Below are 17537 nucleotides of genomic sequence, written 5' to 3'. Positions count from 1 at the left end.
GGACGGTGCAGCAGGCGGGGAAGGGCACGCGGTTCAAGGACTTGAACGCGAAGTTCAGCGTCAAGGATGGATGGGTGTCATTCACGCAGCCCATGGCGTTCCGGTCGGACCTGGGCAACGGAACGTTGGATGGCCGGGTGGGGTTGGATCAGCGTTTGGAGCTCAAGGGCACGGTTGAGGCGTCCAAGGAGTTCGTCTCGGGTCTCACGGGAGGCGCGGTTCCCATCAAGGCGCCGGTGTCCGTTCCGGTCACCATCACCGGGACACTGAAGGCGCCCAAGGTGAGCACGGGAGGCGCGGCGGATATCGCGAAGGGACTGTTGCCCGGGGTGTCGAAGGGCATCGAGAACCCCGTGAATCAGGCGCGCAAGAGCCTGGGCGACCTCTTGAAACGACCCGGCAAGAAGTAGGGACCGGGTTACTTCGCTGGCGGTTGGATGGGCTGGGGCTTCAGGCCATGGCGCTGCTTGAAGTCCGGCCATTCGCGCACGAAGGACTTGGTGTTCGCTGCTTCAATTTCGGAGAAGCTCTTTCCTTGTGTGTAGCTCCAACTGGGGCGTGGCGTGGGGTGCTCACCCAGTCGCTCGCGCAGCAGGTCGAAGGCGAAGACGGCCCAGGGAGGTGGAGGGTTTTCGGTGACAACCGTCTCGAGGACATTCGTGGCCACCCGGTCGACTTCCTTGCTGGGAAAGCCGCGAAGGAGCTTGAGCAACAGCGCGAATGTGCGGTCAAAGGAGGGGTATACGACGACGTCGCGAGCCAGTTCCTCGCGATAGCCTTGGACCCGCCAACTATTGGGAGACGCTCGCGGGGTGCAGAATGAATGAACTGCATCCAGCTCTTCGGGTGACACGTCGGCCACGCCGTCCCAGCGTGTCGCTGGATGGACAGCAGCGAGCACCCTCCAGTCCCAGTGCTCCTTCTCGAAGTCGGGTGCCTCCCCTGCGAGCCGTGCCTGAATCCATCGGTCCAGTGCCTGCTGGGCTGCTGTGATCGCCCGACGGTAGGCTTCCACATCCGAGTCGCTGGCTGGGAAGCGCGTCCCACAGAGTGGCCACGCGGGAAACCATTGGCCATTCTCCTTGTTGAGGAGCGCGACGACCGTAAGCCCTACCTGGAGATTCGTGTCACATGGGCTCCCGGAGAAGATGAATGTCTCGATGCGCTCTCCGGTGCGTACCGAGCCTTTCCAGGTTTCACGAACCTCCAAGGTCACGTTGGCGTTGTATCCGAACCCCTCCAGCACTTCTGGCCGCTCGCTTACGCTCTCGACTTCTGCCCAGACGATGAGCTGGGCTTCGTGTGCCAGCTCCCAGAGCGTGTGCGGCGGAGGAGGAAATGAGGCTCTGGCTTGGGGTGCATGGCTGAGCACGGTGACCAGTGCCAGGGCGAGAAGTCGGTATGTCGCTCTGGCGGCTGTCCACCGCGACGCAGCGAGGGTGGATGGCGCGGTTTGAAGAGCGCGGGGTGATTGCTCACGCATGGGGCATCTCCTGGGGGAGCAGGAGCATCCCGTTCCATGCCCGGAGGTCGCTCACGCGGGCTCCATCGCTGCATCATGCTTTCATCACGAGGCCGCCCAGGTTGCAGCCCCCTCAGTCGCGCGACGGCCTCCACGGACCGAGGGGATGGCTCTAGAGGGAAGGAGCGCCATCTGGCCCAGGGCGGCGGGGCGGGGGAGGCGAAAGTGGCCGGGGCTTCAGGCCATGACGTTTCTTGAAGGCCAGCCAGTCGCGCGCGACTTCGGTGGAGTTCACGACCTCGGATTCATCGCGGCCGTTCGAGGGGATTTCATACCAGGGCCTTCGCCATCCCGGCTTCTCTCCGTATCTCTCGCGCAGCCGGTCGAGCGCGAACCCCGCCCAAGCGGGTGCTTCCTTCTCGGTGATGAGCGTCTCGAGGATGTTGGCGACCTTCCTGTCGACGGCTTTGCTGGAGTATCCGCGCAGGGCGGCGAGCATCTGCAACAGCTCCGGGTCGAAAGGCGGATGCTCGACCAACGCGCGAGCCAGTTGCTGTCGATGGGCTTGGGTCAGTCCGGGGCCCAGCGTCGCCCCATACAAACCATCCCAGCGTGTCGCTGGGTGAAGCGAGGCGAGCACATGCCAGTCCCGCCGTGCCGCCTCGAAATCGGGTGTCGCCTGTCCTCTCCCGGACGGCGGCCCGAGGGATTGTGCCTCTCGTGCCGTCGTCACCACCCTGCGAAACGCCTCCACTTCCGAGGGGCCCTCCGGATAGCGAGTTCCATAGGACAAGGCCACGGTGTGCCATTGGCCACGCTGCTTCATCAGGAACGCGACGACCGCGAGACCGGGTTCGTAGCGAGCGGGCCTTGGACAATCGAGGTTCGCCGCGAAGTGGACGTCGATGCGCTCTCCTGGGTGCGCCGAACCCTTCCACGTCTCCCGGACCTTGAGTGTCGCGACGTCGCTGTCATCCAGGGACGGCGCGGCATAGGGCTCCCGTGGCAATTGACGCACTCGCTCCACGTCCGCCCAGACGACGAGCTCCGCCTCATGAGTCAGAGACCACAGCGTCACGGGAGCAATGGACTCGGCCTCGGCGCGTGAGGTGTGGACAAACAAGGCGACCAACAACAGGCCTCGCAGGCCGGAGAGCTTTCCTCCCTCCATCCGCGATGGAGGAAAGCCGGGCCTGCCGCGAAGCTCACGATGGGAGGACTGAAGCATGGATGCAGCATCCCGGGTTCTATGACGGCGATGTTGGTGTGGGGTCCATTGCTTCGTCATCCTTCGGTCATGGCGCGCGCCGCTGGTCGTGTTCACCCGCCATCTAGAAAGGGGGACGCCCAGCCGGGCCCTGAACGAGGGCGGCGTCGGGAAGCACGAGTCGCCGGGGCTTCAAGCCGTGGCGTTGTTTGAAGCTCAGCCAGTCGCGCGCGAGTGACCTGGCGTATTCCGCCTTGGCCTCGATGGGGCTTTTCGGAGGCACCATCTTGTACCAAGGGGTTCGTCGCTCGGGCTTCTCGCCGTGACGCTCGCGCAGCAGGTCGAAGGCCGTGAACGCCCAGTAGGGCGCTCCCTGCTCGGCGAGGACTGTCTCGAGGACATTCGCGACCGTCCGGTCCACGTCCTTGTTGGGGAAGCCACGCAGGGTGGTGAGCATCAGCGAGACCGTCTGGTCGAATGACGGCTGTTTCGCGAAGCCACGTGCCAGTTGCTGGCGACGGGCTTGTCTCACGGCGGCGGTTCCTTGTGACAGCTCATACAGGCCATCCCAGCGTGTCGCCGGATGAAGAGCGGCGTGCACTTGCCACTCAATGCGTTCCTGCTGGAGGTCGACGACTTTCCCTGGGAGCCCGGACCGCGCCGCACGGGCTTGTGCATCCCTGGCGGCCGTCACCACCCTTCGATACGCATCGACGTCAGTGGGGTTCTTCGGATGGCGCGTCCCGTAGGACATGCCCACGGTCCACCATCGACCGTCTCCCTGGGCCAGGAACGCGATGACCGGGCGCCCGGCACCGTACCAAGGCGGCGCCGGGCAGATGATGTCCGATGAGAAACGCACCTCGACTCGTTCTCCAGGACGCACCGACCCCTTCCACGTCTCCCGGATCTTCAGTGTCGCGATTTCGCCACCGTCGAATGGCATCCCATCCTCATCGCGCTCTCTTGGAGCGATGCGCAATTGCTCGACGTCCGCCCAGACGATGAGCTCCGCCTCTTGCGTCAGGGGCCACAGCGTCACGGGGGCGATGGGATAGGCCTCGACGCGTGGAGCGTGAATGAACAAGCTGACCAGGGTCAGTGCCAGCAGTCCGCGTGACGCCCTCGCGCCGGGCCACCAGGCGTCGCGCGTAGGAGTGCCATCGAGATCCGAATCGGGGGACTGCTCACGCATGGACGTTCCTCCTGAGGAGGAGAATCATCCCGACCCTCACGGACCCGACGGCATTCCGGGGTCCATGTCTTCATCATGGTTTGGTCACCCGCCCGCCCCAGGGCCGCCTGCTCCCGCGCAGAAGCCGCTTCCCCTCCATCCGCATCCAGGGAGAATGCCCGCACCCGGCCGGCCGTTGCCCGGGCGGGAGATTCGATGCGCTTCATCCACTGCTCCGACGTCCACATCACCGACGACTACTTCGCGCTGCCCCTGCGCCGGCTCGGCTGGCGTCGCTGGGTCGCCCTGGCGGAGCTCACCGTGGGTGGCCGCGCGAAGCGCTATGCCCGCGCGCCCCACGCCCTCTCCGCCATCGCCCGCGAGATGCAACGCCACACCGCCGACCACTTCATCCTCTCCGGCGACCTCACGGCCTACGCGCTCGACAGCGAGTTCCGCGGCGCCCGTGAAGCCCTGGGCTCCCTCGCGGACGACCCGCGCCGCTGCACCATCATCCCCGGCAACCACGACGTCTACACGCCGGGCAGCCACCGGAAGGGCCGCTTCGCGCACCACTTCGGCCACCTGCTGGAGAGCGACCTGCCGGAGTACCGCCGCGAAGGCGCCTTCCCCTTCGTGCGCCTCGTGGGCACCGAGGCCGCCGTGGTGGGCCTGCTGTCCGCCCGCGTCCCCCTCTCTCCGGGCCTGTCCTACGGCACCATCGGCGATGCCCAGCTCGCGGGACTCGAGGCCCTGCTGAAGGACCCCCGGCTGGACGGGCGCGCCGTGTTCGTCGTCGTCCACCACGCCCCGCTGACCCGCAAGGGAGAGGCGGACCACTGGCACCACGGCCTGCGTGACGCCCAGGCCCTGCTGCGCCTGCTCCCGGGTCCTCGCTACGCGGTGCTCCACGGCCACATCCACCACCGCTACCACCACCCCGCCACCACCGAGCGCCCCCACATCTTCGGCGCCGGGTCCTCCACCGAGGCCGGCAACGAGGGTTACTGGCTCATCGAGGTGGCCGGGGGCCAGGTGGTCGGCGGCCAGCCCCAGACGCCAGCCCTGTGACAGCCAGCGCTCATGGCGGTAGAAAGCGCTCATGACGCATCCTGCTCACGCACCGCCGTCCACGGATTTGAGCCTGGAAGAGTACAAGGCCCTGCGCGCCCTTCAGCGCGCCGTGGATGACCTGCTGGAAGAGAGCCTCCGCGAGCGAGAGAACCTCGCCCAGTCCTTCCGCCGCTGCTTCCCGTCCATCCTCGCCCTCACCGGCGCCCGCGCCGTGGCGCTGACCACGCGCGACGAGGACCTGCGCGTGCAGACCTGGACCGAGGGCGACTGGGGCGAGGACTTCCCCGGCCCCCTGCTCGAAGGCGCCTCCGGGGCCCGACGCCTGGGAGGCGGCACGCTCGTCACCCAGCCGCTCGACGTCGCCGGAGACCGCGTGGGCTCCTTCGGGCTGCTCTTCGCGGGGGACCACACGTCACCGGACGCCTCCGCGCGGGCCCTGCGCGTGCTGGACACCATCGCCGAGCAGCTCGACACGGTGCTGTGCATGGTCCACACCGCGTCGGAGAAGCACCAGCTCATCATCCAGTGCAATGCCCACCTGGCCAACCCCGTGTTCGAGGTGGGCATGGACCAGGCCGTGCTGACGCTGGCCCAGCGCGTGCGCCTGCCGACCTTCCTCCTGCTGTACCGCGACGCCGTGCGCACCCAGGTGCTGCACTACCGCATGTACCGCCACGGCCACCTGGAGTTCGAGAGCGGAGAGCAGCCCAGCCCGGAGTTGGAGAAGGCCCTGCGCCAGTACGGCCACCGGCTCCTCGCCACCGAAGGCTCCGCGCTGCACCAACTGCTCCCCGGCCGCACCACGGAGGCGGTGCTCATCTCCGGCGCCGCCACCAGCGAGCCCCTGGGCAAAATCGCGGTCTCCTGCGACGAGGGCTTCTCCGCCTACGCCATGGACCTCATCCGCGTCCTGGCCTCCACGCTCAGCCAGCGCCTGCTCGACTACAACCGTGAGCGCATCCACCTGTCGCAGTTCTTCCCCAACGCCATCATCGACGCGCTGCTGCAGGACCCCAACTACGCCCAGCACCTGCGTGCGCAGGACCAGGAAGTCGGCATCCTCTTCGCGGACATCAACGGCTTCACCCGCATCTGCGAGCACGGCTTCGACAGCCCGCGCAGCATCGCCCGCTTCGTGGACGAGTGGAGCGCGCGCGCCGTGGACAGCATCTGGGAGCACGGCGGCGTGTTCGACAAGATGGTCGGCGACTGCGTCATCGGCCTCTTCGGTCCGCCCTTCTTCAAGTCCAGCCGCGTGGAGCGCGCGCAGGCCACCGTGCGCGCCGCGTGTGACATCCAGGCGCTCACCGCCGCGCTGGGCGCTCGCGAAGAGGTGGTTGCGCTGTGCGAGCGCGTGAAGCTGCCCGGCCTGGGCGTGGCCGTGGGCGTCAACCTGGCGAATGCCAACTGTGGCCTCTTCGGCCCCAACCGGCAGTACACCGCCTTCTCCAGTGGGATGAACCAGGCCGCGCGACTCCAGTCGCTGGCGGGCTTCCGGGAGACGCTGGTGATGGCGAGCGCGCGGGAGGCGTTGGTGGACTCGCGAGAGCCGTTCGTCCAGCGCCTGCGCTTCGGCGCGCTCACGGAGACGCCGGTGAAGAACGTGGCGCAGCCCTTGCGCCACTACCGCATGGACCCGCTCACGCCGTGAGGTGCGAGGCCGCGTAGCGCCGGGAGAAGTGGATCCACCGGCGCTCGTCCACCTCCACCTGCCACTCGGAGTTGGGCGTCAGCGGCAGCCGCTGCTTGAGGAAGCTCTCCAGGTGGTCCGCGGCCTTCACCGGCGTGAGGCCCGGCGCGCGGAACGCGATGTGGAGTGACACTTCCAGCCCGTCGGAGACGTCAACGGATGCGCAGATGCGCAACGCGCCCACGCGCCGCTGATAGAGCGTGTTCTGCCCGGGCCAGACGGCGGGTTCCGAATCCCGACGTACGGCCGCGAGCCAGTTGGACGGCTGGAGGATGAAGTCGAGCAGGTCGCTGCTCGCTTCTTCCGTCGTTGCGTGCTCCTGGATGGAAAGCATCGCCCACCTCCCCTGGGAAGCCGATGGAAAGAATGTGCCCACGGCCATGGAGCGTGCAAGAGGCCCCCCGCGGAAACCTCGCGGGTGTCATCCAGCGACACAAGCATGCGAAATCAGGTGTGGGGTCGGGACCGCGGTCGTCGACGGCGCACGTTAACGAGGGCGGCTGACATGCGCGCGCCCAACCCGTCCGCCGCTCACGGGCTGGTGGGAAGTGAACGGCGGGAACGTCGCTCCACGGCGGACTTGAGCTGACCACAGCCCGCGTCGATGTCGATGCCCCGGCGTTGACGCACGGTGCTGGGGACACCGTGCGACATCAGCACGTCCTGGAAGGCGCGCACCGATGCGGGCTGGCTCGGGTCTCCGTCGTAGCCCACCGTCGGGTTGAGGGGGATGACGTTGACGTGCGCGTCCATGCCGCCCAACAGCGCGCCCAGCGTGTGCGCATGCTCCGACGTGTCGTTGCGTCCGGCGATGAGCGTCCACTCGAAGAAGATGCGGCGCTTGCGTCGGGCGATGTAGTAGCGGCACGCGTCCATCAGCTCAGCCAGCGGCCAGCGACGTCCGGCGGGCACCAGCGCGGCGCGCTCCGCGTCGGTGGCGCCATGGAGGCTGACGGCGAGCTGCACGGGCCGGTCCTCGTCCGCGAGCCGGCGGATGCCGGGCACCACGCCCACCGTGCTCAGCGTGATGAAGCGCGGCCCCATCGCCAGGCCCAGCGGGTCCACCAGGACATCCACCGCGGCCAGGGTGTTGTCGTAGTTGTGCAGCGGCTCGCCCATGCCCATGAGGACGACGTTGCGCAGCGACTCGCCGGTTTCGCGGAGGATGCGTTGCACGTGGAGGATTTGCCCCACGATTTCGCCGGGCGTGAGGTGGCGCGAAAGACCCATCTGTCCCGTGGCGCAGAAGACACAGCCCATGGCGCACCCCGCCTGGGTGCTGATGCACACCGTCGCACGTCCCTTGAAACGCATGAGGACGGTTTCAATCGTCTGGCCGTCCTCCAGGCGCAGCAGGAGCTTGTGGGTGTGGCCGTCGGAGCTGAAGGCCTCGTGGTGCGTGGCCAGGTGGCTCAACCGGGTGCGCTCACGCAGGGTGTCGCGCAAGTCGGAGCGCAGACCCTCCACCTCGTCGAGCGCGCGCACCTGCTGGCGGTACAGCCCGGTCCACAAGACGTCGCGGTGGTGGGGCCGGAAGCCCCAGTCGGACAACAGCGCGCCCAGCGCGGGCCGCGTCAAGTCGTAGAGGTTGGTGGGCGTGTCGGACGGCATGGCCAGGGCTCCAGATAACACACCCGGGCCGGTGTCACCCGGGGCGAGGGCCACGGCGGGACTCCCACCCGGTATGCATGGCGTACGGCCCGGCAAGCCCCCGGTGGGAGCTGACGGTGCGGGCGACCGTGCACACCTTCTCCGGCCATGGGGCTCGCGATTGAGCAGGAGGAATTTCTTCCGGAGGACTACGCCCGGTTCTCGCAGCGGCTCGCGGAGAACCTGGAGGCGCTGCGCGCGCTCCTGGCGCGGCCGGGCTTCGGAGAAGGACCGACGACGATTGGGGCGGAGCTGGAGCTGTTCCTCGTCGACTCGATGGGCTTTCCGTTGCCGGTGAACCAGCGGGTGCTGGCGAACACGGAGGACCCGCGCGTGACGTTGGAGGTGGACCGCTTCAACCTGGAGGTGAACCTGCGCCCGGGTCCGCTGGCGGGGCGGCCCTTCACCGCGCTCCAGGCGGAGTTCGAGGACTCGTTGCGAGAGGTGCGGCGCGCGGCGGCGACGCAGGGCGCGCGGGTGGCGGCCATCGGCATCCTGCCCACGCTGCGGGTGGCGGACCTGGGCCCCCACGCGCTCACCGCGCAGACGCGCTACCACGCGTTGAATGCGGCCATCCGTCAACGGCGCACGGCCCCCTTCCAGGTGGCCATCAACGGGGAAGAGGAGGCGCTGAAGCTCGCGTGGGAAGACGTGACGCTGGAGGGGGCGAACACGTCGCTCCAGTTTCATCTGCGCGTGGCGCCGAAGGACTTCGCGCGCCTCTACAACGCCGCGCAGCTCGCCACCGCGCCCGTGCTGGCCGTCTCCGGGAACTCGCCGCTGTTCCTGGGGCGCAAGCTCTGGGACGAGACGCGGGTGGCGCTGTTCCGTCAGGCGATGGATGACCGGGGCGAGCCGGGCGAGGGCGGCTTCCAACCCCATGCGCGCGTGACGTTCGGCCACGGGTGGGCCCGCGAGGGTGCGTACGAGCTGTTCGCGGAGGCGGTGGCGCTGCACCCGCCGCTGTTGCCGGTGGTGGGCACGGAGTCCGCGCTGGAGCGCGTGGCGGAGGGTGGCGTGCCTGGGTTGGAGGAGCTGCGCCTGCATCAGGGCACCGTGTGGTCCTGGAATCGCGCCGTCTATGACCCGAAGGACGAAGGCCACCTGCGCATCGAGCTGCGCGCGTTGCCCGCGGGCCCCACCGTCGTGGACATGGCGGCCAACGGCGCCTTCCTGTTGGGGCTGACGCTCGGGCTGGCCGAGCGAATGGACGCGCTCCTGCCGGCGCTGCCCTTCGCGCATGCGGCCGGGAACTTCATCCGCGCATCGCGACGGGGACTGGACGCGGAGCTGCTGTGGCCGGGCGAGTCCGCGCCGAGCCCGCGCGTCGTGCCCGTGGTGGATCTGCTGCGCCAGCTCATCCCGGTGGCGCGGCGAGGGCTCCTGTCGGCGGGAGTGGAGGCCGACGAGGTGGACCGGATGCTGGGCATCATCGCCCGGCGCGTGGAGCTGCGGTGCACGGGCGCGCGCTGGCAGCGACAGATGTTGACCCGCCTGGAGGCGCAGATGCCTCGCCAGGATGCGCTGGCGGCGATGCTGGAGCGATACATGGAACACGCTGCTTCAGGGCTGCCCGTGCACGAGTGGCCCGCGGAGTGAGGGTTGGCGGGTGAGACCCGCCGGGCGGGCGTCCGGAGGGTTGTGCGTTGCGAGGAGGCTGGTCTCGGGTTGAATATCAGCCCGCCCGGCGCGTCAGCGGCCGAGCACCCCGCCTCCGCGCTCATGCTCCGACTCCTCCCGTCGCTGTTGCTGCTCGTCGTCTTCGGTAGTGCCTGCTCCACCCTGCGCGGTCGCGCCGACGAGCTGGCTCGCAACGGCCAGTTCGTCGAGGCCGCCGCCATCTACGACGAACTGGTCACCAAAAGCCCCTTCGAGAAGGACCTCGTCAACGAGCGCGACGGCCTGCGCGGCAAGGCGCTGGGACAGCTGCTGGGCAACGCCCGGCGCTATCGGCTGGAGGGCATCGACGAGAAGGCCGAGGACGACCTCCTGCGCTTCCTGGACCGTCGCGCGCAGTGGAACTCCAAGCTGAACGGCGGTCTGGAGAGCTCGCTGCTGGAGGAGATGGAGGGCACGCACAAGCACCTGCGCCTCGCCATCAGCACGCCCGCGAAACAGGGGCTCGCGCTGAGCGCGGAGGAGACGCTCGCGCGCAAGCGCCCGCTGCTCGCGCACAAGGAGATGGTCGTCATCCATCGCGAGATGGAGTCCGTGGTGCTCCAGAGCGGCAAGGAGGGCTGCCAGAGACTGCGAGACGTGCCCTCGGAGGACGCGCCCCACTGGCGCGAACTGGTGTCGCGCTACTGCCGTCACTGGCGCGAGTTCGCCCCCGAGCCGCCCCCGGCCCCCGAGCTCACCGCGTCACCGACGTGGACGGGCCATGTGCAGGGCCTGGACGCCGCGCGCATGGACCTTCTGCGCACCCGGCTCACGCACGCCTTCGAGGCCTCGCCCTGGTTCTCTCCCGCCGCGCGCTCCCACCCGGAGCTGTCGCTCGCCGGCCGCTTCGCCACGCTCCGCGACAGCCGCTCCGTCGAGCTGACCGCCCCCTACTACGAGAAGGTCCCCTACACCGACCACGAGGAGCGCAAGGAGACGATTGAGGAGCCCTACGACACGGAGGAGGAGTACACGGACAAGGACGGCAAGAAGCAGACGCGCAAGGTGACCAAGGTGCGCACGTACACACGCGACTTCACCGTCGAAGTGACGCGCTACAGGGACGTAGCTCGCACCTTCGAGTTTCACGCGCTGCGTCTCTCGGTGGAACACCAGCTCACCTTGTCATCCACGGGCGTACTGGATGTCCGGCGTGGGCCGATGTCGGCGGTACTCCAGGACCACCTCTCCGAGTCCGCCTACGAGCACGACGTCTCCTTCGGCCCCGGCGACGTGTCCCCCAGCCGCGCGAACTTCACCTCGCCCGAGTCCTGGCTCGAAGCACGCGTGGAACAGATGAGCGCGCGCTTCGCCCAGTCACTCCAGGACCACTGGCGCGAGTCCTACTGCACCACGCCCGCACGCACATTGGATGAGGCCGCCCGCTGTGCGCGTGCCGGCCTCGCGCTCCCTACTCCGGCATACCAGGTTCTTTCCGAAGTCCTCGGGGACGACGCAGCGCGTGTGCCGTCCTTGTTCGTGACGCGGTGACGCGGTGCAGGAGCGGCGCGTCATGTACTCAGCGGGTCAATCGCGACTGAGTTGAGACCGGGTGGATTGTTCCCGCCTTCTGACGTGAAATACCCGTGAGTGCGGGTCAGACTGGTTTGTCACTATTCGTACTCAGCAGCGGAAATTTCACACAGAGGACCGTATGCATCCGAATGAAAGCCGAAGCCTCGCTCGTCGTAGGACGCTCGTGATGTGGATGGCTTCTTCCCTGGCGCTGGCCGCGTGCGGAGCCCCGGAGCTGGAGGAGGCCGCTTCCCCGCAGGACGCTGTCGTCGTGCAGCAGTCCGGCGCCCTGGAGACGGAAGAGCTCGTCGCGGATCGCCGCATCATCGTCTACCTCACCGGCAGCCAGTCGCTGTACTCGGTGCAGGATGGCAAGGCGACGCTGGTGGCCAAGCGCAGCGGCGCGCCGTCGGTGTCTCCGGATGGCCGCGAGGTCGTCTACGCGAAGCTGCCGGACTCGTGGGACGTGGGTGACGCGGTGACGCGCACCGAGCTGCACGTCTACAACGTGAAGAACGGCAAGGACGACCAGCTGACGTCGGGCCATGACGACCAGGACCCGTCGTGGACGCCGGACGGCAAGCGCATCCTGTTCCAGTCGAAGAAGCGCTCGGGGCTGACTTCGTTCTGGAGCGTGAAGGGCAACGGCAAGGACCTGGACCAGGTCACGAACGCGGGCTGCACCAAGGCCAATGACCCGGCCTTCGTACCCACGCCCGCGAGCAGCACCGGCGTGCAGTGGGCGCCGAATGAGCGCCGCATCATCGTCTACTTCACGTCCCAGACGAGCGACAGCGAAGTCCGCGTGATGAGCTTCAACCAGAACCTCGGTGTCGCGTCCGCCTACAGCCTGGGCAAGGGCACCCATCCCCGGTGGACCGAGCGTGGCACCGTCATCTTCACGCGCAAGGTGAACGGCCGCGACGTCCAGGTCGAAGTGAGCGTGCAGTAGAGTTTCAAGGCGCGGCGCGAGCTGGGCGCGTCGCGGGCAGGGCTGACTCCGCTGGGGAGTCAGGCAGTCGGCTTCGATGAGGTTGAATGGCCGCGCGCGGGGAGGAGGGGCAACGGAGGCCCTCGCTCGCCGCGGCAAACCTCACTCGGGGGCTTCTTCAGCCCTCGTCCTCGGCGCCTCGACGCAACCCCAGCATCTTGCGCAGCTCCCGTGCGGACTGGCGGCTGATCTCCACCGCGTGTCCCCGAGCCGTGCGCGCCAGGTACCCACCCGTCTCCAATGGCTCCAGCCGCGCGACATGGCGCAGGTTGAGCAGCGCCCTGCGGTGCACGCGGTGGAACAACTCCTCGGGCAGCTTCTCCGCCAGCTCGTTGAGGGTGAAGTCGGTGAGGAACTCGCCCTGCGTGGTGAACACCGTCACCAGCTCGTCGTCGAGCGATGCGTGGGAAATCGTCTCCGGGTCCACCAGGACGATGCCCTGCCGCGTGGGGATGGGCAGCCGTGGCAGCGCGCGCGGTGGCGGCGCGGCCTTCTCCGGAGACGGTGTGGTGTCGCGCGGGCGGGCATCGGCCTCCAGTCGCGCGCGGGTGCGCTCCAGGGCCTTCTGCAGTCGCGCGGGCTCCACGGGCTTGAGCACGTAGTCCACGGCGCCGTGCTCGAAGGCCTCCACGGCGTGCTCGGCGTGCGCGGTACACAGCACCACGCGCGGGCGTCCCTCGGGCAGGAGGGCCAGCGCGTCCAGTCCGCTGAGGCCGGGCATGTGGATGTCCAGCAGCACCACGTCCACGCCGCCCGCGCGCACCGCGGCGAGCACGGCCTCTCCATCCGCCGCCTCGCCGCACACCTCCACGTCGGGCAGGGCGCCCAAGAGGCGCGACAGCCGCTTGCGGGCGAGCAGCTCGTCATCCGCGATGAGGACTCGCAGTGGTGGGCTCATGTGACGACTCCATGCAGGGGGCCCGAGCGGGGCAGGGTGACGGTGACGCGGGTGCGGCCTTTTTCACTGCTCAACGCCAGGTGCGCACGGTCGCCATAGGCGAGGGCCAGGCGGCGCTCCACGGTGGGCAGGCCCGCGCTGCCTTCGCGAGGGCCCTTGGACGCTCCGGGGTTCTCAATCGCCACCTCCACGTCCTGCTCGTGGACGCGGACGCCCAGCGAGAGCAGGCCCCGGTGGCCCGCGGCCGGGCCGTGCTTCACCGCGTTCTCCGCCAGCGGCAGCAGCACGAGCGGCGGCACCTGCACGTTCTCCGCGCCCGTGGACACGTCCAGCGTGAGCTGGAACAGCTCCGGGTCTCTCAGGAGGTGCAGGTCGAAGAGGGTGCGCATCAGCGCCAGCTCTTCCGACAGGGGCCACGTGGCCTTGCGCACGCCGGCGAGCACCGAGCGCAGCATGGTGGACAGCCGCAGCACGGCGGCCTCGGCCACGGCGCCGTCCTCGCGGCACCACTCGGCGATGGCGTTGAGCGTGTTGAAGAGGAAGTGCGGGTCCAGGTGGCTGCGCAGCGCGAGCAGTTGCGCCTGCTCCGCCTCCAGCGCGAAGCGGGCCGCTCGGGCGCGCTCCTTCGCGAGTGACTCCTCGAAGCCGATGTCCCGCCCCAGCCCCCAGCCGCCCACCAGGAACAGCGCGTTGCACACGATGAGGTTGGTGGGCTGCGTCAGGAAGGTGGGCCCCATGCCCAGGAGCTTCGGCAGCACGAAGCCGGAGGTGAGCACCACGCCGCTGCCCACGGTGCCGTACATCAGCACGCGCACTCCGCCGTGGCTCAAGTCCAGGCCGCCCGGGAAGAGGATGCGGTAGGAGACGGGGGCCACGCCCACGAAGAGCAGGCACATCAGCACGCCCAGGTGGGGCGCGAGCGGCTCGTGGCTGAAACTCGTCTGCGCGGCGACCAGGGGCGCGGACACCAGGAGGATGGGCACGAGCCTGCGGGGCTCCGCGAGGGCCCGCAGCGTGGCGCGGACGATGGACCCTTCAGGCTTCTCCGACATGCTCCAGAGGGAGCCTACACCCTTGGACCGCTCACTGCGCGGGCTGCTCCTCCACCTCCAACTCGAAGGCATCGACGAGGATGCTGCCCGCCAGGACGACGGGAAAGAGGAGGATGGCCGCGAGGACGAGGAGGGGCATGGGCAGGGTGAGCATTGCGGGCTCCGGAGTCTGGGCAGCATGCCTGCCCAGTCTGACGTGGCCTCGGGCTCGCGCTGTCCGCTCCACCCTGGACGGTCGTTTCCCCGACTCGAGCAGTCGCCCTCAGGGCCCCGCCGCCACGAGTGCGTCCGCGAGCTGGAGCCCGTTGCGGATGCAGTCGTTGAGCCCCACGCCCTTGTAGGCGTTGCCCGTCAGGTGCAGCCCGGGCCAGCGGGCGAGCCCCTGGTCCACGGCGGCCATCCGCTCCAGGTGTCCCACCGTGTACTGGGGGATGCCCCGGGGCCAGCGGTACACCTGCGTGAGCGACGGCTTCGCGGTGACACCCGCGAGCGCCTCCAGCTCCTCGCGCGCCAGGGCCACCAGCGCGGGCTCGTCCAGGCCCACCAGGTCCGGCCGCTTCGCGCCGCCCACCATGCAGGTGTACAGCACGCGGCCCGCCTCCACGCGGAAGGGGAACACGGTGGAGGCGTGGATGGCGCCGAGCAGCCGCCGCCCCTCGGTCGGAGGAACGAGGAAGCCGAAGCCGTCCGGCGCGGGCGTCGTCGCCGCATCGAAGCCCAGGTGCACCACGGCAATCGGCGCGTACTCGATGCCGCCCACGCGCGCCGCCAGCTCCACGTCCAGCGGCTGCAACAACCCCTTCGTCACGTATGCGGGCGCCGCGAGCACCACCTGGCTCGCGTCCAGCTCCGCGCGCCGTCCCTGCTCACTCACCGCCAGCCGCCAGCCGCCGTCCACGCGCGTCAGCCCCTCCACCGTGGCGCCCACGCGAACCGCGTCCCCTAGAGAGGCACCCAGCGTGTCGATGAGCGTCCCCAGGCCGCCCTCGAACGTGCTCAGCGCGCCGCTCAACTTCGGCGTCGAGCCCGGGGGCAGGGCCTTGCGCTGGGCGCGCCGCGCTCGAATGGCGCCAAGGATGAGGCTGCGGTGCTCCCGCTCCAGCTTCACCAACTGGGGGAAGGTGGCGCCCACGCTCAGCCGCTCCACGTCTCCGGCGAAGATGCCCGTCTGCACCGCGTCCAGCAGCACCCGCGTCGCCGTGCGGCCCAGGTGCCTGCGGCCGAAGTCCGCCAGGGACTCGTCCACGCCCGCCGCCGCGCGACCGCTGAACAGCTCTCCGATGACACGCAGCTTCGCGCCTGGCGGGAGGATGTCCGAGCCGAGGAACGCGGGCGGGGAGGCGGGCACGGAGCGCAGCCGGCCCCGCGTATAGACATACCGTCGCTTCGCCGCGGGGTCCGCCACTCGAATCCTGTCTTCCAGGTTCAGCGCGGATGCCAGTTCTCGCGTGGCGGGCTCACGGTCCAGGAAGCTGTTGGGGCCTGTCTCCAGGAGGAAGCCTTGTTGCGCACGGGTACTCACCGCCCCGCCGAGCCGGGAGGATGTCTCCAGGACAACGGCATCCCTACCGCGTGAGCGCAATCTCCAGGCGACGACCAGACCTGAAATCCCACCTCCTACGACGGCGACAGTCATCGGTTGTCCCTCCTGAATCAAATTTTCCGGTGACCAGCGTGCACTCAGTAACCGTCGACGTTGCGTGTTTTGCCAAGGACAAGCATTCGGCGCGTTAATGCAGGGTATGCGCTACGTCATCACCGGAGCGAGCAGGGGCATTGGTTTCGAGTTCGTCCACCAGCTCCTCGAGCGCGGCGACATCGTCGACGCCGGGGTGCGCACCGAGGAGGGACTTCAGCGGCTGGAGCCTTTGAAGCATGGCAGTGCGGGGCGACTGCGCATCCACGCGCTCGACGTGGCGGAGGAGAAGAGCGTCAGGGCCTTCGCCTCGGCGGTGAGTGGAGAGCCGGTGGACGTGCTCATCAACAACGCGGGAGTCCCGGGGCTGTGGTGCGCCCTGACGGATGTGGACTACGCGGACGCGGTGCGCACGTTCGCCGTCAACGCGCTGGGCCCGCTGCGGGTGACGAGCGCGCTGTTGCCCGCACTGCTTCGCGGGGTCGCTCGAAAGGTGGCGCACGTCACCTCGCGCATGGGCTCGCTGGCCGCGAACAACGAGGGCGGCGCGTATGCCTATCGGATGTCCAAGGTCGCGCTGAACATGGGCGTGCGCAACCTGTCCAATGACTTGCGTGGCCAGGGCATCGTCTCCGTGTTGCTCCACCCGGGTTGGGTGCAGACGGACATGGGCGGGCCGGACGCGCCGCTGCCACCGGGCGACTCGGTGCGCGGCATGCTCAACATCATCGACGGGCTGCGCGCGGAGCACAGTGGTCGCTTCTTCGACTACCAGGGCGAAGAGGTGCCCTGGTAGCGGCGCGCGGGACGCGTCACGGATACAGCATCTGCGCCTGCCAACCATCCGGCCCGCGCAGATACAGGTGTCGGTCGTGCAGGCGGCTGGTGCGCGAGTGCCAGAACTCGATGCGGTCCGGCACCACGCGGAAGCCGGACCAGTGCGGAGGCCGGGGCACGTCGCCCCCGGCGTAGCGCTGTTCGACTTCCTCCACGCGCGTCTCCAACTCGTCGCGCGAGCCCAGGCGCTGGCTCTGGAGGCTGGCCCACGCGCCCACCTGGCTGCCGCGCGCGCGGCTCTTGAAGTACGCGTCCGCCTCCTCGTCGGAGACGACCTCCACGCGGCCCTCCACGCGGACCTGCTCCTCCAGCGGCTGCCAGTAGAAGCACAGCGCGGCGAAGGGATGGGCGAGCAGCTCGCGGCCCTTGCGGCTCTCGTGGTTGGTGAAGAACACGAAGCCGCGCGAATCGAAGTCCTTGAGCAGCACGACGCGCGCGCTGGGGCGACCGTCGGGGCCCACGGTGGCCACCACCACCGCGTTGGGGTCCACCGGGATGGCCTTCTTGGCGCGCTCGAAGAGGTCCGAGAACCGCTGGATGGGGTCGGGAGGTATCAGCACGGGCGCAACATAAGGGACAGGAAAAGGGCGCGCACGTTCGCGGTTGACTCATCCCGTGCAACCGTCATCGTTGTCACATGAAGATTCTCTTCATCTCCTCGGAGGTGGCGCCGTTCTCCAAGACGGGTGGGC

The 17537-nt window shown here is 68.8% G+C and carries 17 protein-coding genes; 7 read left to right on the top strand and 10 right to left on the bottom strand.

Annotated elements, in window-relative coordinates:
- On the top strand, positions 1–410 hold a 410-nt coding region (locus HUW62_RS36650; protein WP_217911754.1), incomplete at its 5' end, for an AsmA-like C-terminal region-containing protein.
- An 8-nt stretch (positions 411–418) separates the two neighbouring features.
- Here the strand turns inward: HUW62_RS36650 and HUW62_RS36645 are convergent.
- The 3 genes from HUW62_RS36645 to HUW62_RS36635 form a co-directional block, all read right to left on the bottom strand.
- Positions 419–1483 carry a hypothetical protein gene (locus HUW62_RS36645; protein ID WP_176437059.1) on the bottom strand — a complete coding sequence of 355 codons (1065 nt, stop codon included), beginning with the start codon at positions 1481–1483 and terminating at the stop codon, positions 419–421.
- 151 nt (positions 1484–1634) lie between these two features.
- Positions 1635–2690, bottom strand: a complete 1056-nt coding sequence (locus HUW62_RS36640) for a hypothetical protein (RefSeq protein WP_176437058.1) — start codon at positions 2688–2690, stop codon at positions 1635–1637.
- 103 nt (positions 2691–2793) lie between these two features.
- The gene (locus HUW62_RS36635; RefSeq protein WP_176437057.1) at positions 2794–3864 is read right to left on the bottom strand and encodes a hypothetical protein; all 1071 of its coding nucleotides are present in this window, start codon (positions 3862–3864) and stop codon (positions 2794–2796) included.
- Positions 3865–4059: 195 nt separating this feature from the next.
- Here HUW62_RS36635 and HUW62_RS36630 point away from each other — a divergent pair, with 195 nt between their 5' ends.
- Together HUW62_RS36630 and HUW62_RS36625 are read left to right on the top strand one after the other, a co-directional pair.
- Positions 4060–4914 carry a metallophosphoesterase gene (locus HUW62_RS36630; protein WP_176437056.1) on the top strand — a complete coding sequence of 285 codons (855 nt, stop codon included), beginning with the start codon at positions 4060–4062 and terminating at the stop codon, positions 4912–4914.
- 31 nt (positions 4915–4945) lie between these two features.
- Positions 4946–6568, top strand: a complete 1623-nt coding sequence (locus HUW62_RS36625) for an adenylate/guanylate cyclase domain-containing protein (protein WP_163866454.1) — start codon at positions 4946–4948, stop codon at positions 6566–6568.
- Here HUW62_RS36625 and HUW62_RS36620 read toward each other — a convergent pair.
- Together HUW62_RS36620 and rlmN are read right to left on the bottom strand one after the other, a co-directional pair.
- Positions 6558–6941: a hypothetical protein gene (locus HUW62_RS36620; protein WP_163866455.1), complete on the bottom strand. Its 384-nt coding sequence runs from the start codon at positions 6939–6941 to the stop codon at positions 6558–6560. The genes HUW62_RS36625 and HUW62_RS36620 overlap by 11 nt on opposite strands.
- A 197-nt stretch (positions 6942–7138) precedes the next feature.
- Positions 7139–8218, bottom strand: coding sequence for a 23S rRNA (adenine(2503)-C(2))-methyltransferase RlmN (gene rlmN / locus HUW62_RS36615; RefSeq protein WP_163866456.1), 1080 nt, complete (start codon positions 8216–8218; stop codon positions 7139–7141).
- 147 nt (positions 8219–8365) lie between these two features.
- Here rlmN and HUW62_RS36610 point away from each other — a divergent pair, with 147 nt between their 5' ends.
- The 3 genes from HUW62_RS36610 (at position 8366) to HUW62_RS36600 (ending at position 12383) form a co-directional block, all read left to right on the top strand.
- Positions 8366–9856 carry a glutamate--cysteine ligase gene (locus tag HUW62_RS36610; RefSeq protein WP_163866457.1) on the top strand — a complete coding sequence of 497 codons (1491 nt, stop codon included), beginning with the start codon at positions 8366–8368 and terminating at the stop codon, positions 9854–9856.
- Between the two features lie 69 nt (positions 9857–9925).
- Positions 9926–11407, top strand: a complete 1482-nt coding sequence (locus HUW62_RS36605) for a hypothetical protein (RefSeq protein ID WP_240356442.1) — start codon at positions 9926–9928, stop codon at positions 11405–11407.
- 217 nt (positions 11408–11624) lie between these two features.
- Positions 11625–12383, top strand: a complete 759-nt coding sequence (locus HUW62_RS36600) for a hypothetical protein (RefSeq protein WP_240356443.1) — start codon at positions 11625–11627, stop codon at positions 12381–12383.
- A 157-nt stretch (positions 12384–12540) separates the two neighbouring features.
- Here the strand turns inward: HUW62_RS36600 and HUW62_RS36595 are convergent, their stop codons facing one another.
- The 4 genes from HUW62_RS36595 to hemG form a co-directional block, all read right to left on the bottom strand.
- The gene (locus tag HUW62_RS36595) at positions 12541–13320 is read right to left on the bottom strand and encodes a LytTR family DNA-binding domain-containing protein (protein ID WP_163866459.1); all 780 of its coding nucleotides are present in this window, start codon (positions 13318–13320) and stop codon (positions 12541–12543) included.
- On the bottom strand, positions 13317–14372 hold the full coding sequence (locus HUW62_RS36590; RefSeq protein ID WP_163866460.1) for a sensor histidine kinase: 1056 nt from the start codon (positions 14370–14372) through the stop codon (positions 13317–13319). The genes HUW62_RS36595 and HUW62_RS36590 overlap by 4 nt, the downstream gene beginning before the upstream one ends.
- Positions 14373–14403: 31 nt before the next feature.
- A complete protein-coding gene (locus HUW62_RS49220) occupies positions 14404–14526 on the bottom strand; it encodes a hypothetical protein (protein ID WP_255203857.1) in 123 nt (40 codons plus the stop codon).
- Positions 14527–14634: 108 nt separating this feature from the next.
- Positions 14635–16008, bottom strand: a complete 1374-nt coding sequence (gene hemG, locus HUW62_RS36585) for a protoporphyrinogen oxidase (RefSeq protein ID WP_176437055.1) — start codon at positions 16006–16008, stop codon at positions 14635–14637.
- Between the two features lie 106 nt (positions 16009–16114).
- Between hemG and HUW62_RS36580 the strand changes: the two genes are divergently transcribed.
- Positions 16115–16804, top strand: coding sequence for an SDR family oxidoreductase (locus tag HUW62_RS36580; protein ID WP_163866462.1), 690 nt, complete (start codon positions 16115–16117; stop codon positions 16802–16804).
- 16 nt (positions 16805–16820) lie between these two features.
- Here the strand turns inward: HUW62_RS36580 and pdxH are convergent, their stop codons facing one another.
- Positions 16821–17342 (bottom strand): pyridoxamine 5'-phosphate oxidase, encoded by a 522-nt coding sequence (gene pdxH, locus HUW62_RS36575; RefSeq protein ID WP_275902382.1) that lies wholly within the window; start codon positions 17340–17342, stop codon positions 16821–16823.
- Between the last annotated feature and the right edge of the window lie 195 nt (positions 17343–17537).

This window comes from Myxococcus sp. AM011, from assembly GCF_013372595.1.
Taxonomy (GTDB): Bacteria; Myxococcota; Myxococcia; order Myxococcales; family Myxococcaceae; genus Myxococcus; species Myxococcus eversor.
Note: the sequence above shows the minus strand (reverse complement) of the source record. Positions and strands in the feature narration are given on the sequence as shown.

Coding starts and splice junctions, on each gene's coding strand:
- HUW62_RS36645 (WP_176437059.1), bottom strand. CDS start 1,483: ATGCGTGAGCAATCACCCCGCGCTCTTCAAACCGCGCCATCCACCCTC.
- HUW62_RS36630 (WP_176437056.1), top strand. CDS start 4,060: ATGCGCTTCATCCACTGCTCCGACGTCCACATCACCGACGACTACTTC.
- HUW62_RS36595 (WP_163866459.1), bottom strand. CDS start 13,320: ATGAGCCCACCACTGCGAGTCCTCATCGCGGATGACGAGCTGCTCGCC.
- HUW62_RS36635 (WP_176437057.1), bottom strand. CDS start 3,864: ATGCGTGAGCAGTCCCCCGATTCGGATCTCGATGGCACTCCTACGCGC.
- HUW62_RS36620 (WP_163866455.1), bottom strand. CDS start 6,941: ATGCTTTCCATCCAGGAGCACGCAACGACGGAAGAAGCGAGCAGCGAC.
- rlmN (WP_163866456.1), bottom strand. CDS start 8,218: ATGCCGTCCGACACGCCCACCAACCTCTACGACTTGACGCGGCCCGCG.
- HUW62_RS36640 (WP_176437058.1), bottom strand. CDS start 2,690: ATGCTTCAGTCCTCCCATCGTGAGCTTCGCGGCAGGCCCGGCTTTCCT.
- HUW62_RS36590 (WP_163866460.1), bottom strand. CDS start 14,372: ATGTCGGAGAAGCCTGAAGGGTCCATCGTCCGCGCCACGCTGCGGGCC.
- HUW62_RS49220 (WP_255203857.1), bottom strand. CDS start 14,526: ATGCTCACCCTGCCCATGCCCCTCCTCGTCCTCGCGGCCATCCTCCTC.
- HUW62_RS36610 (WP_163866457.1), top strand. CDS start 8,366: ATGGGGCTCGCGATTGAGCAGGAGGAATTTCTTCCGGAGGACTACGCC.
- HUW62_RS36580 (WP_163866462.1), top strand. CDS start 16,115: ATGCGCTACGTCATCACCGGAGCGAGCAGGGGCATTGGTTTCGAGTTC.
- HUW62_RS36625 (WP_163866454.1), top strand. CDS start 4,946: ATGACGCATCCTGCTCACGCACCGCCGTCCACGGATTTGAGCCTGGAA.
- HUW62_RS36600 (WP_240356443.1), top strand. CDS start 11,625: ATGGCTTCTTCCCTGGCGCTGGCCGCGTGCGGAGCCCCGGAGCTGGAG.
- hemG (WP_176437055.1), bottom strand. CDS start 16,008: ATGACTGTCGCCGTCGTAGGAGGTGGGATTTCAGGTCTGGTCGTCGCC.